At 34.9% G+C, this 15,161-nt stretch carries 15 protein-coding genes; 7 read left to right on the forward strand and 8 right to left on the reverse strand.

The features are described from left to right. Positions 1 to 434: 434 nt before the first annotated feature. The 6 genes from ACNQGB_RS02580 to gdhA form a co-directional block, all read right to left on the reverse strand. Positions 435 to 1,034: a toll/interleukin-1 receptor domain-containing protein gene (locus tag ACNQGB_RS02580; RefSeq protein ID WP_417946779.1), complete on the reverse strand. Its 600-nt coding sequence runs from the start codon at positions 1,032 to 1,034 to the stop codon at positions 435 to 437. Then, positions 1,034 to 1,918: a DUF4231 domain-containing protein gene (locus ACNQGB_RS02585; protein WP_417946781.1), complete on the reverse strand. Its 885-nt coding sequence runs from the start codon at positions 1,916 to 1,918 to the stop codon at positions 1,034 to 1,036. Before ACNQGB_RS02585 ends, ACNQGB_RS02580 begins: the two co-directional genes overlap by 1 nt. A 2-nt stretch (positions 1,919 to 1,920) precedes the next feature. Next, complete coding sequence (locus tag ACNQGB_RS02590; protein ID WP_417946782.1) at positions 1,921 to 2,433, reverse strand: TIR domain-containing protein; 513 nt, start codon at positions 2,431 to 2,433, stop codon at positions 1,921 to 1,923. Positions 2,434 to 2,711: 278 nt separating this feature from the next. Beyond that, positions 2,712 to 3,425 carry a DNA repair protein RecO gene (gene recO, locus ACNQGB_RS02595; protein ID WP_417946784.1) on the reverse strand — a complete coding sequence of 238 codons (714 nt, stop codon included), beginning with the start codon at positions 3,423 to 3,425 and terminating at the stop codon, positions 2,712 to 2,714. Positions 3,426 to 3,497: 72 nt separating this feature from the next. After that, on the reverse strand, positions 3,498 to 5,786 hold the full coding sequence (gene porZ / locus ACNQGB_RS02600) for a type IX secretion system anionic LPS delivery protein PorZ (RefSeq protein ID WP_417946785.1): 2,289 nt from the start codon (positions 5,784 to 5,786) through the stop codon (positions 3,498 to 3,500). A 134-nt stretch (positions 5,787 to 5,920) separates the two neighbouring features. Next, positions 5,921 to 7,264, reverse strand: coding sequence for an NADP-specific glutamate dehydrogenase (gene gdhA, locus ACNQGB_RS02605; RefSeq protein ID WP_309756852.1), 1,344 nt, complete (start codon positions 7,262 to 7,264; stop codon positions 5,921 to 5,923). Positions 7,265 to 7,540: 276 nt separating this feature from the next. Between gdhA and ACNQGB_RS02610 the strand changes: the two genes are divergently transcribed. Beyond that, complete coding sequence (locus tag ACNQGB_RS02610) at positions 7,541 to 8,344, forward strand: THC0290_0291 family protein (RefSeq protein ID WP_417946786.1); 804 nt, start codon at positions 7,541 to 7,543, stop codon at positions 8,342 to 8,344. 68 nt (positions 8,345 to 8,412) lie between these two features. On the opposite strand, the gene ACNQGB_RS02615 is transcribed toward ACNQGB_RS02610, so the two are convergent. Beyond that, positions 8,413 to 9,558 (reverse strand): cystathionine gamma-synthase, encoded by a 1,146-nt coding sequence (locus ACNQGB_RS02615; RefSeq protein WP_417946787.1) that lies wholly within the window; start codon positions 9,556 to 9,558, stop codon positions 8,413 to 8,415. A 192-nt stretch (positions 9,559 to 9,750) separates the two neighbouring features. Between ACNQGB_RS02615 and ACNQGB_RS02620 the strand changes: the two genes are divergently transcribed. Then, positions 9,751 to 10,494: a DUF3298 and DUF4163 domain-containing protein gene (locus ACNQGB_RS02620; protein WP_417946788.1), complete on the forward strand. Its 744-nt coding sequence runs from the start codon at positions 9,751 to 9,753 to the stop codon at positions 10,492 to 10,494. Between the two features lie 265 nt (positions 10,495 to 10,759). Here the strand turns inward: ACNQGB_RS02620 and ACNQGB_RS02625 are convergent, their stop codons facing one another. Next, positions 10,760 to 11,218 (reverse strand): DinB family protein, encoded by a 459-nt coding sequence (locus ACNQGB_RS02625; RefSeq protein WP_417946790.1) that lies wholly within the window; start codon positions 11,216 to 11,218, stop codon positions 10,760 to 10,762. Between the two features lie 78 nt (positions 11,219 to 11,296). On the opposite strand from ACNQGB_RS02625, the gene ACNQGB_RS02630 reads away from it, so the two are divergent. The 5 genes from ACNQGB_RS02630 (at position 11,297) to gmk (ending at position 15,083) form a co-directional block, all read left to right on the forward strand. Continuing rightward, positions 11,297 to 11,647: an arsenate reductase family protein gene (locus ACNQGB_RS02630; protein WP_091166548.1), complete on the forward strand. Its 351-nt coding sequence runs from the start codon at positions 11,297 to 11,299 to the stop codon at positions 11,645 to 11,647. After that, positions 11,647 to 12,543, forward strand: a complete 897-nt coding sequence (locus ACNQGB_RS02635; RefSeq protein ID WP_417946791.1) for a DMT family transporter — start codon at positions 11,647 to 11,649, stop codon at positions 12,541 to 12,543. Before ACNQGB_RS02630 ends, ACNQGB_RS02635 begins: the two co-directional genes overlap by 1 nt. 73 nt (positions 12,544 to 12,616) lie before the next feature. Then, the gene (locus ACNQGB_RS02640) at positions 12,617 to 13,477 is read left to right on the forward strand and encodes a YicC/YloC family endoribonuclease (protein WP_417946793.1); all 861 of its coding nucleotides are present in this window, start codon (positions 12,617 to 12,619) and stop codon (positions 13,475 to 13,477) included. 10 nt (positions 13,478 to 13,487) lie between these two features. Beyond that, a complete protein-coding gene (locus tag ACNQGB_RS02645) occupies positions 13,488 to 14,480 on the forward strand; it encodes a PDDEXK nuclease domain-containing protein (protein ID WP_472777056.1) in 993 nt (330 codons plus the stop codon). Between the two features lie 30 nt (positions 14,481 to 14,510). After that, complete coding sequence (gene gmk / locus ACNQGB_RS02650; RefSeq protein ID WP_417947577.1) at positions 14,511 to 15,083, forward strand: guanylate kinase; 573 nt, start codon at positions 14,511 to 14,513, stop codon at positions 15,081 to 15,083. The last annotated feature ends 78 nt before the right edge of the window (positions 15,084 to 15,161 follow it).

A 15,161-nucleotide genomic window follows, 5' to 3' on the forward strand; every position in this document is an offset into this window, starting at 1 on the left:
CGCTCGGCGAAGTCTCCCGACTTCGACCTTTTCTTTAATGTTCTTGTTATACGTAAATCTAATAAAAGTCTCCCGATTTTTTCGTAGATGTCTTATTAAATTCAAATCGTTAAGTGATAAATCATAATACTCCATTTTAAATAAAACCAAAAAACTACAAAATAATCCAAACTGTTACTTTGTATTTTTTTATCCCTTTTGAAACGATAATTATTCTAAGGATAGTTAAAGTAAAAAGTCGTGAGACTTTTATCACGTTTACCGATGGCAAAACGATTTAAAATGGCGCGAAGTCAGAGACATTCGCGCAGCAGCCCGCAGTTTTTGAGTACGTTTTTTTAAGGACACTTCGAGCAGCGGGATTTCGACTATGCTCGATTTGACAAAGTTGCTAATTTTTGTGGGCACGGATTGTAAATCCGCGATCGGATTTTTTATAGTTTAAAGTTCAGAACATGGTCTAATGGATGATTCATTTTTGTATGCGAAAAAAGCTTAGTTTCAGTTATTAATGATTTTTCAAATCTATTCGTGATTTTAGATATATAATCATTAAGACTCTTTGTTCCCCTTATAATAAAAGCAACTTGAAGATAGTCTGGCAGATTTTTTTCTGATATATCTTTTAAAGTCAAGACTGAAAGTTTAATTTTATTTTCTTTAATTCCTTCATCTAAACCTTTGTCAAGAATTGCAGAATGGCCATAGCCAATTTCGAATGGAACCCATTGAGATTTATACGTCTTTTCAGAAACTACTACTAACATATGTGTACTCTCTCGAATCCCCTTTTTGATGCTTTCGGTGATTAATTCTGGATTATGTTGTGCAACTGCTTGTTGTAAATCATTATCTAGCTCATCTAAGTAATAATCGATTTCAGCTTCTTTTAGGTATTCAGCAATTTTTATGCATTCGCTTTTATCCTCCTTTTTATGGCTAAGAAATACACAAGGTCTATCCTTTATGCTCTTGGATTCCAAGAGCCAATATATTTTATCAAAGGTTTCTGCTTTATTATATCCTTTTGCCATTATGTTCTTTTTTGTGCAAGCCAAAGTGTGTGTTCTCTTGAAATTGCATTTTCTGAATCTAAAACAAACTCTGCTAACTCAAGATCCGAATTTACTTTGCCAAAAGAAGCTTGAATAAAATTTAATTCTTGTGCGGCTGTTGTATATGCTTGTTTTAATTCCTGATGCTGTTTTAATTGAAGCCAACTTAATGCCGATGCTGAAATAGTTGTAAAAAAACCAACCAAATTCCAATTAGATTCGGGACATTTGATTAAATAGCCGATACTTAATATCGCAATAAGCTGGGAACTAATAATAACCAAAAACCAATTATTATATTTTTTCTTATTAAATTCCGCTTTGGTTGCATACCAATCTTTTTGGTCATTAATACGGTTTATAATGTAAAAGTCTTTCCTTTCTAATGTGTTTAGACTTCTTATTTCCCACATTTTGTCTGTAATAATTGGTAAAACTATAGTTTTAGCATTTAATGATTCATTCAATTCCTTAAATTCATTGCTAAATTCTCTAAGTCTTGCTATAAATTTTTCTTTAACCTTCTCTTTCTCAATATCAATTTCAAAACTTTCAGAACATATTATGAACCTCCAAGTTAAAGTTTTACAAGATTCTGCTAATGCTCTTCCTTGATACCATATATCTTCAAACTTTTTAATTCTAATTACTAATGTTAAGGTAAAACTAACTAATAATAAAACACCTGAAATAATATATATCCAGAGTTTGGGTTCGGTATCTTGATAATTGTAAATAGCCAGTGCAGATGCAACAATCATTGAAACTAAGTCATAAGCAATGATATTTTTATAGTTTTTCTGAGCTTGCATTGAAGCAGCGTCAGAAGCTTGATATAAACCGGGAAAGTCTTTTTCTTCCATCATTAATAATTTAATCCAAGTGAAGAATAAACAGATTCGTTATAAACTCTGCCTCCGACAGAACTATTTGAACCTCTTTTTTTGTACTCAGTAGTGAAACTGTCTAGTGCGTATTTTATTATTTTCATTTTATAAGGAATGTGAACTACATAGGTATCTCTTATAATTGGTGGACAAGTATTAGGATTTTGTTTTCTATCTCCATTTAGGTTAACTGCGATTATTGGAATATTCAAATTTTGAGCAACTTCTAATTCCCATCTGACATATTTATACAAGTTTTTTGTTGATTCACCAATTAATACAATTACCTGACTTGCATTTTGAAACCTTTTTCGAAGTTTACCTTTTATATAATCCTCGTTACTTGCATTAGAAGTTAGCGTGTATTCATCGTGTGCATTTTCAAAATCAAAATCTATATGTTCTAATGCTTTCCAGCCTTTCATTCTGGCATAAGCCCACTTGTCGTTATCTCCGTCAAAAATTATATAAGTTTTATTTTTATATCCCATAATGTTTTTTTTATGCTTGCTAGCAACTCTTAAATACACGCAACTCTATTCCGCATTTACACCTAAAAAAGGTGCTTTGTCTTGCAAACAGTCGCATTTATTTCAGCTAATATACATACAAATAGTACAAAATGAGCTACAAGTTTATTGTTTTTGTACAATTTATCTTGAGGTTTTGCGTGAAGGATGGAAGCGGCATCCTTTTATGGAGTTTACGGAATAAAAGATACAGCGGACAGCCTGACCCGGAGTTTTTACGCAGGGGCACGCCCAAGAATTTAGGAGAAAACCTCTTTTAAAACGTCTAGTGATTTTGGCTTTCTAAAGCCGTCCAAGTGAAAACTATAGTAATCAATTAGTATTTTTAGAAGGATTTGGCGTTCTATGACATGGAATATTTTTTGACTGTTGTCGAATTTTAAATCAATCAGTTTTTTAAACAAATTACTTTCGTGTTCGGTGAGCGAACTAACGGCATGAAAAGGTGTAAAAACTCCTTCGATCATTTCGAAAAAAGGCATATCGACATCAGAAGTATCGGGGTAAAAACCCAAATATTTGGTGGTTTCTAATAGTAGGATTAGGTGAAAATTAGCTATTTCATCATGGTTGTCTAGCCACTGTAATGCAGTTTCTAAAAAGGTAAAAAGTGATTCGTTTTCTTCTTCTTCATGGATCGAATGATGCAGCATTTCGGAAATAAACATAACCATGGTGCTTTTGTAAATATCTGAATGAATGGAATGAAAAGCCGAAGCGATTTTAATCTCTTTGAAATTTTCTAAAGTGCCTTTGTTTTTATGAACGGCTTCGATTTCGAGAATAGTTAAGGGTTGGAAATAAGCGATTTTTTGATTCGATTTCCTTCCTGAAAAAGCATCCCGAACAAAATACGACTTCAAACCGTGAGACAGCGTAAAACATTTCACAATCAAGCTTTTTTCTTGAAATTTTAAAGAGGAAAGGACGATGGCTTTGGTTTTTACGAGCATTTTTTTTGTTTAAAGTTTAAAGTTTAAAGTTTCAGATTGTAAAGACAAACCAGACTCAAAACCAGAAACAAATTACCTGATTATCATTACTTTTTTAACTTTTGTTTCCACGCCATCTTGTGCGGAAATAAAGATTATATATACTCCTGAGGCTACTTTGTATTTGCCAAAAGCGGTCGTATCCCATTCGATCGTTCCGCCCTCTGATGTAGTTTCGTACACTAAATTGCCTTCGATATCGGTGATCTTAATATTTGCTTTATTTAACAATCCAGCAACCTTAACAGTTCCCGTATATTCTGGTCGTACGGGATTTGGATACACATAAACTTTGCTTAAATCATCGTTTGCTGTTGTTGCAGTCCCTTTGAAAGAGACCAAACCCTTAGAAGTAGCAATAAAAACTTCGCCTGTGAGATTATTAATAGCAACATCATTAATCACATTGCTGGGTAGCGGCGAATTATTTATCGTAAAATGATACTTGGTTTCCTGACCGTTTGGTGAGACAAAAAACAAACCAGAATCGGCAGTGCCAATCCACTTATTATTAGCTCCATCAACAGCAATATCAGTAATAAACTGTTCGAATAATAATTCTTGAGCTAAATTATCCTCTAAAATAATGATAGGATTGGCTTTCATTTGATCTTCTGTTTGAAAATTTCCTATGTTGGGCAAAACCCGTAATCCTTTAGTTGTACCTATCCACAATTGATTTCTGGTATCTATTGCAACGGTTCTAACATTTGAAGTGGGTAAATTTCCCGTATCAGATCCTTCCGTTATTTTCTTAAATATATTGGTACTTTCATTAAAACCAACCACGCCGTCGCTATTGGTTGAAAGCCATTTTGTTCCATTTTTATCAATGGCTATAGTGCCAAAATTATTATCATTTGGCGATGCTAAAATACCATCCATGGCATAACTTTGCCATTGACCGTTGGTTTTCAAAACTTTTAATCCATTTTTTATTCGGCTGTTCGTGACCCACAAGTTTCCTGATTTGTCAAATGCAGTTCCATTTATCCTGATGTCAATATATGTAGGACCCACAAAGGTTAACGATTCTAAACCGCTGTTCGTCTGATTGTATAAAATTTTTGGGATATCGTTCTCTAATTTGAGTAATCCCGAGAAAAAAGAACTCGCATATACTTCATTTTCATTACTAGGATTCACAAGAATACGGGTTAATGATTGCGCGCCCAAAACATCTTTATAAGGAATATTCAACCAGCCATTGGCATTAAATTTACTGATTCCGTAACTATCCAACGGATACGGATTATAATCTGCTGAATAATCTCCATATACCGCCCACAAAGAAGTGGCCGTCGCTTGAAGCGAAAATATATTGTTCCTGGTAGGACCAAGGGGTGTTATATTCTCAAAAATACCGGCACTAGACAAGGCAGCCACAATCAATCCGTTTTCTTTTGTTCCAATAAAAACGGAATCCCCTATTATGGTGGCGCACGAGAAAAGTGGATTACTATTCGTAATTTGATTGGAGTTTATTTGGCGCACTAATGCCATCTGATTGTTGTAAATATAAACACTGTTCCTAGTAGTTATGATTAGATAATTACCGGTTGATCTCACGTCAAAGGACGGCTCAGGAAGAACAAGAAAACCCACAAAAGTATTGGATACTGAATCAAATTTATGCACAGAACCTGCTCCATTGATAGCATACAAATCAGCACCAAAAACTAGTACACTAGACCAATTCCCTGTCGCTATAGTTTCCCATTGCCTGTAGTCTATCAAATTTTTATTGGTCACCGCCGCTCTACGAATACCACTATTTGTGGCTGCATAGATAAAACCATGGTACACTGCTGTTTGATTTACTATAATTTCGGCACCATTGTCACCAATAAAATAAGTATCCCCAAATTGCATAGTCGCCAAGTTGAATTGAACAATCCCAAAATCACAGGAAACGTAGGCGGTTCCGCCAATTTCCATGAAATGATTAATTTTCTTTATATTAGGAGGAAGCTGTTTATTGATAATATCTACAATGTTCAATAGCGTACCATCGGTCTCATTGATTGCAATTATAAGTCCATTTTCGTACCCTACCAAGGTTTTATTACTTGCTGCGCTGTAATTTAGTGCAGAAATCGTTTGTCCCGAAAGACCATCAATGGTATTGGTAGTTTTGACAACGTTTGTTGTGAGATTCTTGGAGAATAAAGCATTTTCAGAAGCTGCAAAAACTTGTGTTGTTGATGCTGACAAATCTTTGATATCTGTGTATGAAAAATAACCTTGCCAAGACAAATTTTCCTGGGCAAAACTATTTTGGGTAAAAAATATCACCAAAAAAAATAAAACGTTCTTTTTCATTATTAGCGCGACTGTTGAATTGCAAATATAAACCAAACGAAAGTCTTAGCATTTTGTTACATAAAAAAAAGCCTTTCATCTTATCCAGAATGATCTGGTCGATGAAAGGCTTTGAAAATTATATAAGCTTTGTTTTATACCACTCCTTGAGCAAGCATAGCATCAGCAACTTTTACAAATCCAGCAACGTTAGCTCCTTTTACGTAGTTTACGTATCCTTCTGAATCGGTTCCGTATTTTTTACATTGATTGTGAATACCAACCATGATCTCTTTCAATCTACCGTCTACCTCTTCACTAGTCCAGTTCAATCGAATAGAGTTTTGAGTCATCTCTAATCCTGAAGCTGCTACACCTCCAGCATTTGCTGCTTTTCCTGGTGCAAAAAGTACTTTCGCTTTCAAGAACAACTTGATCGCTTCGAGAGTACATGGCATATTTGCTGCCTCCGTTACACACATAACGCCATTTGCAATTAAGTGTTTTGCATCCTCTTCGTTCAACTCATTTTGAGTAGCACACGGAATTGCAATATCAACTTTTACTTCCCAAACACTTTTTCCTTTGTGGAAAACTGCGTTTGGATATTTTTCTAAATAGGCTTCGGCTCTGTTATCACCTCTTGCTCTCATTTCGAGCATAAAATCTATCTTATCACCAGAAATTCCTTCTTCGTCATAAATATATCCGTCAGGACCAGAAATAGTAACTACTTTTCCACCTAAATCATTTACTTTTAAAGCTACTCCCCAAGCCACATTTCCAAAACCAGAAATCGAAACTGTTTTTCCTTTAATTTTTTGATCGATGGTGTTTAGCATTTGCTCTGCAAAATAAACTACTCCGTAACCTGTGGCTTCCGGTCTAATTAATGATCCTCCGTAAGCCAATCCTTTACCGGTCAAAACTCCTGTAAATTCATTTCTAATTCTTTTGTATTGACCAAATAAATAGCCAATTTCTCTAGCTCCTACTCCAATATCTCCAGCAGGGACATCCAGTTGTGGGCCAATATGTCTGCACAATTCTGTCATGAATGACTGACAAAAACGCATTACTTCAGCATCCGATTTTCCTTGTGGATCAAAATCAGATCCTCCTTTTCCTCCACCCATTGGCAAAGTAGTCAAGCTGTTTTTGAATACTTGTTCAAATGCTAAAAATTTAAGCACTGATAAATTTACAGTGTGATGAAAACGAATTCCACCTTTGTATGGACCAATTGCTGAATTCATTTGAATTCTAAAGCCTCTGTTTACTTGAATCTCCCCTTTGTCATCTACCCATGGCACTCGAAATATGATTGAACGCTCTGGTTCAGACATTCTTAAAAGTAGATTTTTGCCGTCATATTTTTTTTGCTCTGCGATAAATGGAATAACAGTCTCTGCAAATTCCCTAACAGCTTGTATAAATTCAGGTTCATTTGGATTTTTGGCTTCAACTTGAGCCATAAAATCATTTATTTTTAATGACATAGATTATTATAATTAATTAAGAAAACGATTTCGTTATAATTCACAAAGATACATTTTATAAAATATTCGGACTCCCTTTTTAATAATTTATAGATAGAATTATCTTTTTATTAGGCATTATTAAACAATTGTATTTAGGATATCTTAATTTAAACGAATTCACTACCACTTTCGTAAGTAAATAAGAATATGACTGCTTATTTTTAATTTCTGTTTTTAAACCATAACTGTACCTGATGTTTTTATATATTTGTGAAGATTAGAAAGATACTTCCGATGATAAAACAAACAATCCTTCTTTTATTAATCTGCTTTGGATTTTCAGCTGATTCATATGCGCAATTTGATGGATTTTCGCATGAAATAGGAATAATTGCTGGGCCAATCGCTTTTCAATCTGATTATGGTAAGCGTAATGATTTAAAGACTAACGCCGGCAATACTGGAATAGGAATAGGAATTGTTCATTTTTTAAACTTCACCTACGATTCGAATTATAATTATACCTCAAGAACGTATTTTAATGAACATTTTAAATTAAGATCAGAGCTATCATTCAATAAAACGGAACTACAACATTTTGGAAAATATGTAGATCCTAAGAAAACCTCGCTTGATGCGCAACAATTACGAGCGATGTCTGGAAGTACATCAGTTGCTAATTTTGGCATGCAATTAGAATATTTCCCACTGAGTATTCGTGATTTTACAGCGGTTACTGGAAGTTTTGCTCCCTTTGTAAGTTTAGGTGGCCAAATTAGTTATTATGACGCCAAGGCTTCATCAACACTGGGTCCTCTGGGAACTCCTGCCACTACATTCCCAAAATATTTAACTCCGAGTGAAGGTCGACCTTTTGGTTTTTCTACAGAAGCAAATACGGTCTTGTCCGTTGTAACGAGTCTAGGAACTCGATATAAACTAGATGATTCTGCCGATTTATTGGCAGATTTACGATTACAGTATTTCTTCTCCAATTGGGTGGATGGATTGAATCCTAATCCCGAAATTTACAAAGAAAACAAAGCAAATGACTGGTTGGTTTGGTTTAATGTGGGATACATTCGCTACTTGGACTAATACCCCAAAAAGTATAAAAAAATAAGCCCCAAAACTATTGTTAGTAGCGTTGGGGCTTTTTGTATTTATTAAGCTAATGCTTGCTTCAAATCTTCTATTAAATCTGCAGCATCTTCGATTCCAACACTTAAACGAACCAAGTCATCAGTAATACCAATTTCTTTTCGTTTGTCTTCTGGAATGGAAGCGTGTGTCATCAGCGCAGGATGATTTGCCAACGACTCTACTCCGCCCAATGATTCGGCTAAAGTGAATACTTTCAGTTTTTCTAGAAAATCAACAGCGTCTTCCTTTTTTCCAGAAACAAAAGTAAACGACACCATTCCTCCAAAACCGCTCATTTGTTTTTTGGCAATTTCATGATACGGATGGCTTGGTAATCCCGGGTAGTATACTGTTTTTACTTTTGGGTGATTGTTTAAAAACTCTACCACTTTCCCTCCATTTTCGCAATGTCTTTCTACACGCAAATGCAAGGTTTTTATTCCTCTAAGTACCAAGAAACTATCCATTGGTCCCAGTGTAGCTCCAGTTGCAAATTGTTGAAAGTGTAATTGTTCTCCAAGCGCTTCGTCTTTTACAATTAATGCTCCTGCAATAACATCAGAATGTCCTCCCAAATACTTAGTAGCCGAGTGCATTACGATATCAGCTCCTAGATCTAATGGTTTCTGCAAATAAGGCGTCGCAAAAGTATTGTCTACTGCAAACAGAATTTTTTTCTCTTTTGTGATGGCAGCGATTTCTTGAATATCGGCCAATTTCATTAAAGGATTCGTAGGTGTTTCTACCCAAACCAGTTTTGTATTCTCGTTGATTAATGACTTGAATTTCTCGATGTCATTCATATCCACAAAATGAAATTTTATTCCGGAATTCTTATAAATACGGGTAAACATTCTATAGGTTCCACCATACAAATCGTCCATAGCAATGATTTCGTCACCTGCTTTAAAAGAACGCAAAACACAATCTGTAGCGGCTAATCCAGATGAGAAAGCCAATCCACGAGTACCATTTTCTATACTCGCCAAAGCATTTTCAAGTGCACTTCTAGTTGGATTTGCAGCTCTACTGTACTCGTAATCCGGATTTAAAGGCTGTCCTGGACTAGTTTGTATAAATGTTGATGTTTGATATACTGGCGGCATAACCGCACCAGTACTTGGATCGTGATGCTGTCCGCCGTGAATAACCTTTGTATTGAATTTCATATCTATAAATTTATTATTTTTTAAAGGTCATATGTAATTCGCATATTTTCATTGGTGCTTGCGACCAATTTACATTCATGCTCATTTCATATCTTTTGAATTTTAATGCTAAATAAAGTGACAAATTTACCCATTAATTTATTTTAACCAAGCCACAAGTTGATACCTTTGTATATAATTAACAATTATGAGATGAAACACCCTGTAGTTTTTGCTATATTCTTTTTTTTAATGACCAGTTGTTCGAATGAATTGACATTTAAAGACCAATCTTTTCAAAAAACAACAACTTTACCCTGCAAAGAAAATTGTCCTGAAATAACTGTAAAAATTCCTGTTGCAAAAAACGACCTTATAGTAGCTGACAGCATTAATAAAAAAGTGTTTTCAGTATTGAAAGAGATTGTTTATTTTGGCGAGAAACCATGCACCTCAACAGATTACACAGGATTACTAGCCTCTTTTATTGATTCCTATGAGAAACTCCAAAAAGAATTTCCGAATGACACCTTTGGTTGGGAAGCTAAAATTGAAGGAAGTGTAAAATACCAATCTGAAAGTGTTTTAAATATAGAAATCAACCATTACACCTACACGGGTGGCGCTCACGGATATCAAGGATTGCGTTCTTTACTTTTTGACCCAAGTACAGGAAAATCGATTCCAAATGTAGCATTGTTCCGTGACAAAAATGCTTTTATGGCTTTCGCCGAAAAAAAATTCAGAGCCAAATATAAAATCCCTGCAAACAAATCAATCAATGCAACCGGATTGATGTTTGAAGACGAAAAATTCAATCTTCCTCAAAATATTTTTTATACCGATAATGGATTACTGCTTTATTACAATTCATACGAAGCAGCTTCGTATGCTGATGGCCCAAAGGAATTATTGCTGCCGTATGTTGAAGTGGATGAGTTTTTAAGGTTGAAATAAATTTATTTAAATCGAAATAATGATCCTCATTTTAAAGTCTTGAACTGTAACTAATAGAATTTTAAGTTTTACACCTAATACTTCTCGTTACTACTCTTCCCTAGCCGCGGCAGCAGTGAAAATCCTCGTGATCAAAACACTATTTTTTCTTGGCAGAAAAGAGCGCCCGCAGGAAGCTCCTTTTATGACTTAGAAAAAAAGTGTTTTGATGATGAGATTGTAACGCAGGACGGGAAAAAGCTCCCAATATTCTTAGAAATAAATCCTATAGAAACTTACGAATAATTGTCATAATACCAATGTGAAGCCCTTCGTGGAAATTACTGAAAGCCATAGCATCCTCAGCATTTTTTAAGACATGATTCCCTGTTGAGGTGGTGTACTCGTGGTAGTTTTGAAACAATTTTGCATCGTAATCTAACTTGGTTTGCTGAATGGTGGAAAACAACAAAGCTTTGAGTTCCTCAACTTCATCTTCCGTTGCTGGGTGTTCCGGCTTGGTTCCTTTTTTGAATTTCTCGACCAATTCATCAGAAACCATCATCGGCAAACCTGAAAGTTTGTACACCAATAGTTGCTGCGACACGATAATATGACCGATATTCCAAATTAGATTATTGCTGAAACCCTCTGGAATCGTGTTGAGTTGATCAAGCTTGTATCCTGATAAAAATTTCGAAACCATATTTCTGCTAGTAGTGCTGACGTCGAATAATTGATTCATTTTTTATATTTTTTTTGATAAAAATAATCATTTTCAGTGTTAAATGAATTTTCTTTGCAGAAAGAAATCGCAATTTATATGGACATAATATACTACCTCGCTTCCTGCGATACCTGCAGAAAAATTATAAAATCATTACCTAAAGAACATGATTTTAAATTTCACGACATCAAACAAGATCCAATTACTGTTGCCGAATTAGAAAAAATGCGCGAGCTTTCAGGAAGTTACGAAGCACTTTTTAGCAAAAAAGCTCAGTTGTACAAATCTATGGATTTGAAAAATAAATCGTTAACCGAAGATGATTACAAAAAATATATTTTGGAACATTACACGTTTTTGAGTCGGCCCGTTTTTATCATAAAGGACAAAATTTACATTGGCAACACCCAACAAAATATGTTGCAGGTAATGAAAGCGCTGGTTTAATGTCTAAAAGAAATCTCGCCCTTATTGGCGCTACACTAGTTTCCCTTATTTACGGCGTCACTTTTACCATCGCCAAAGATGTAATGCCTAGATACATTGATGCCTACGGTTTTATCCTGCTGCGGGTAGGCGGTTCGGTGCTTTTGTTTTGGCTGGTTTGGCTTTTTATGCCAAAAGAGAAAATTGCACTAACTGATTTTCCTAGAATTATTGCCGCGGCTTTCTTTGGCGTGGCGTTTAACATGCTGACTTTTTTTAAAGGATTAAGCCTGACTTCTCCCATTAGTGCTGCAGTAATCATGGTTTCGACACCAATGATTGTTTTGACACTTTCGGCAATTATCATGAAAGAGCGCATGCAAAAACGAAAAGTTTTTGGAATCGTTCTGGGACTCGTTGGAACTGCTTTTCTAATTCTGTACGGAAAATCTATTGGGAATGCAACCCATGCAGGACTCGGGAATTTTCTGGTTTTGGTCAATGCTATTTCCTATGCATTTTACCTGATTATCGTCAAGAAATTAATGGATAAATACAATGCTTTTACGTTTGTAAAATGGATTTATTTATTCGGTTTTATTATGGTTTTGCCTTTTGGCTGGAGCCAATTTCAATCTGTGAACTGGACTTTGGTTCCAATGGATATTTGCTGGAAAATAGGATTTGTGGTAGTTTTTTCGACTTTCCTGACGTATTTGTTGAATTTGCTTTCGATGAAAGAATTAAAACCCACCACAGTTGCCGTTTTTATTTATTTACAACCGCTATTTGCTACTATTTTCGCAATTAGTTTAGGAAAAGACGAATTGAGTTTGGTGAAAATTGGTTCGGCAGTTTTGATATTTGGTGGGGTGTATTTGGTATCCTCCCCTAGCCCCTCCAAAGGAGGGGAATAGAAAACATTCCAATTCCTCCTTCGAGAGCTAGGGGAATTTTTTTCCTTATATTTGCACTTTCTTAAAAAATTATATGATACAATCAATGACGGGTTTTGGTAAAGCAACTTTGCAATTATCAACCAAAAAAATCACAGTAGAAGTAAAATCTTTAAACAGTAAAGGTTTAGATTTGAATGTGAGAATGCCTTCGCTGTACCGCGAAATGGAATTGGGTTTACGCAACCAAATTGCACTAAAACTGGAAAGAGGAAAAGTAGATTTTTCTATTTTTATCGAAAGTACCGCGGAACAAACTTCTACCAAAGTAAATGTACCAATTGTAAAAGCATATATCAATCAGTTAAGAGAAGTTTATGCTGATGCTGATGAAACTGAACTAATGAAAATGGCGGTTCGCATGCCGGATACCATGAAAATAGAACGCGACGAAATCGATGAAAACGACTGGGTACAAATCCAAACCGTTATCGAAGAAGCGTTGCAAAACATCTTGAACTTTAGACGAGATGAAGGAATGTCTCTTGAAAAAGAATTTCAATTGCGAATTGGAAATATTCGTCAATACATGACCGAAGCTTTGGCACTTGATCCAGAGCGCGTTCAAGCAATAAAAGACCGTTTGCAAACGGCAATCTCAGAATTGAAAGTGAATGTAGATGAAAATCGTTTTGAGCAAGAATTGATTTATTATTTAGAGAAATTAGACATCACCGAAGAAAAAGTACGTTTGACAAATCACCTAGATTATTTTCTGGAAACCATCAACGGAACGGAAGCTAACGGTAGAAAATTAGGTTTTATTACCCAGGAAATGGGTCGCGAAATCAATACGATGGGTTCTAAATCCAATCACGCACAAATGCAAAAATTGGTCGTTCAGATGAAAGACGAATTAGAAAAAATAAAGGAGCAGGTGTTGAACGTGCTCTAGATAATTTAAGATGCAATACATTCAAGAAATAAAGCAAATATTGATCACAGCCCGACAACAATCGTATCGGGCAATTAATCTTGCAATGATTGAAGCGTATTGGAAAATTGGTCAAAAAATTGTTGTTCAAGAGCAAAATGGCAAAGAAAAAGCCAATTATGGTGAAGCAGTATTAAAAGAATTGTCAAAGAATTTATCCGCAGAATTCGAAAAAGGATTTTCTTCTGCTAATCTTCGCAATTTTCGACAGTTTTACTTGACTTATCCTCACGAACAAATTTGCTACACAGTGTGTAGCAAATTAAGCTGGAGTCATAATAGACTAATAATGCGAATTGACAACCTAGAGGCTAGACAATTCTATCTTACTGAAGCCTCCCAAGAAAATTGGAGTGTCAGAACTTTAGAACGAAATATCAAAACATTCTACTACAATCGCTTATTATCCTCTAAAACAATTTCAAATAGTGAGGTAAACGAAACCAAAGTCAACATTAAAGACTTCATCAAAGACCCTTATGTATTCGAATTTTTAGATATTCCTGAACCTAAAAGCCATTCCGAACAAGAAGTAGAAAGTATTTTGATACAGAATTTTCAGGTTTTCTTAATGGAACTTGGTAAAGGATTTTCATTTGTAGGAAGACAATACCGTATAAGTAGTGAAACTGAACATTATTATATTGATTTAGTTTTTTATAATTATATCCTAAAATGTTTTGTTTTATTTGATTTAAAAATCGGAAAACTCAATCATCAGGATATTGGACAAATGGATATGTATCGTCGTATGTTTGATGATTTAAAAAAACCAGAGGGTGATTTACCAACCATTGGTATAATTCTTTGTACCGAAAAAAGCGAAACAGTTGTTAAATATTCTATTATTAATGATTCACCGCATCTTTTTGCTACAAAATATCTACCGTATTTACCTAGCGAAAAAGAATTGATAGAAGAAATTGAACGAGAAAAAATAAAATTGAAATTATTAGGTAACTAATTCTAATACCTAAACAAATTCATCATACCAATGAAAAAAGGAAAATTAATCGTATTCTCGGCACCGTCAGGATCAGGAAAAACTACTATAGTTAGGTATTTATTAAAACAAGAAGACTTGAATTTAGAGTTTTCTATATCAGCAACTACTCGCGAAGCTCGTGGTGAAGAAGTAAGTGGCAAGGATTACTATTTTATGTCGCTGAAAGATTTTAAAACGCACATTAAAAACGAGGATTTCGTAGAATGGGAAGAAGTTTACAGAGACAATTTTTACGGAACCTTAAAAAGCGAAGTAGAGCGCATCTGGGCACTCGGTAAAAACGTGATTTTTGATATTGATGTAGCGGGCGGATTGCGTATCAAACATAAATTTCCAGAGGAAACTCTTGCTGTTTTTGTGAAACCACCGAGCGTAGATGAACTCAAAAGAAGATTAAAAGAACGCTCTACCGAGAGTGACGATAAAATCAATATGCGCATCGCTAAAGCATCTGTTGAGTTAGCTACAGCGCCACAATTTGATGTGATTATAAAAAATTATGACTTACCGGTAGCTCTTGAAGAAGCCTATCAGTTGGTTAAGAATTATGTTTCTAAATAGTTTCACTAGTCCTTAGTGAATAGTACTTAGTCCTTAGTAATTAGTAAATTGTACTCAGCTAACAAACTAACCGTAACA

The organism is Flavobacterium frigidum (assembly GCF_048286795.2).

Coding starts and splice junctions, on each gene's coding strand:
- ACNQGB_RS02630 (WP_091166548.1), top strand. CDS start 11,297: ATGGACATAATATACTACCTCGCTTCCTGCGATACCTGCAGAAAAATT.
- ACNQGB_RS02645 (WP_472777056.1), top strand. CDS start 13,488: ATGCAATACATTCAAGAAATAAAGCAAATATTGATCACAGCCCGACAA.
- ACNQGB_RS02635 (WP_417946791.1), top strand. CDS start 11,647: ATGTCTAAAAGAAATCTCGCCCTTATTGGCGCTACACTAGTTTCCCTT.
- ACNQGB_RS02620 (WP_417946788.1), top strand. CDS start 9,751: ATGAAACACCCTGTAGTTTTTGCTATATTCTTTTTTTTAATGACCAGT.
- gmk (WP_417947577.1), top strand. CDS start 14,511: ATGAAAAAAGGAAAATTAATCGTATTCTCGGCACCGTCAGGATCAGGA.
- ACNQGB_RS02640 (WP_417946793.1), top strand. CDS start 12,617: ATGATACAATCAATGACGGGTTTTGGTAAAGCAACTTTGCAATTATCA.
- porZ (WP_417946785.1), bottom strand. CDS start 5,786: ATGAAAAAGAACGTTTTATTTTTTTTGGTGATATTTTTTACCCAAAAT.
- ACNQGB_RS02585 (WP_417946781.1), bottom strand. CDS start 1,918: ATGGAAGAAAAAGACTTTCCCGGTTTATATCAAGCTTCTGACGCTGCT.
- ACNQGB_RS02625 (WP_417946790.1), bottom strand. CDS start 11,218: ATGAATCAATTATTCGACGTCAGCACTACTAGCAGAAATATGGTTTCG.
- ACNQGB_RS02580 (WP_417946779.1), bottom strand. CDS start 1,034: ATGGCAAAAGGATATAATAAAGCAGAAACCTTTGATAAAATATATTGG.
- gdhA (WP_309756852.1), bottom strand. CDS start 7,264: ATGTCATTAAAAATAAATGATTTTATGGCTCAAGTTGAAGCCAAAAAT.
- ACNQGB_RS02590 (WP_417946782.1), bottom strand. CDS start 2,433: ATGGGATATAAAAATAAAACTTATATAATTTTTGACGGAGATAACGAC.
- ACNQGB_RS02610 (WP_417946786.1), top strand. CDS start 7,541: ATGATAAAACAAACAATCCTTCTTTTATTAATCTGCTTTGGATTTTCA.
- ACNQGB_RS02615 (WP_417946787.1), bottom strand. CDS start 9,558: ATGAAATTCAATACAAAGGTTATTCACGGCGGACAGCATCACGATCCA.
- recO (WP_417946784.1), bottom strand. CDS start 3,425: ATGCTCGTAAAAACCAAAGCCATCGTCCTTTCCTCTTTAAAATTTCAA.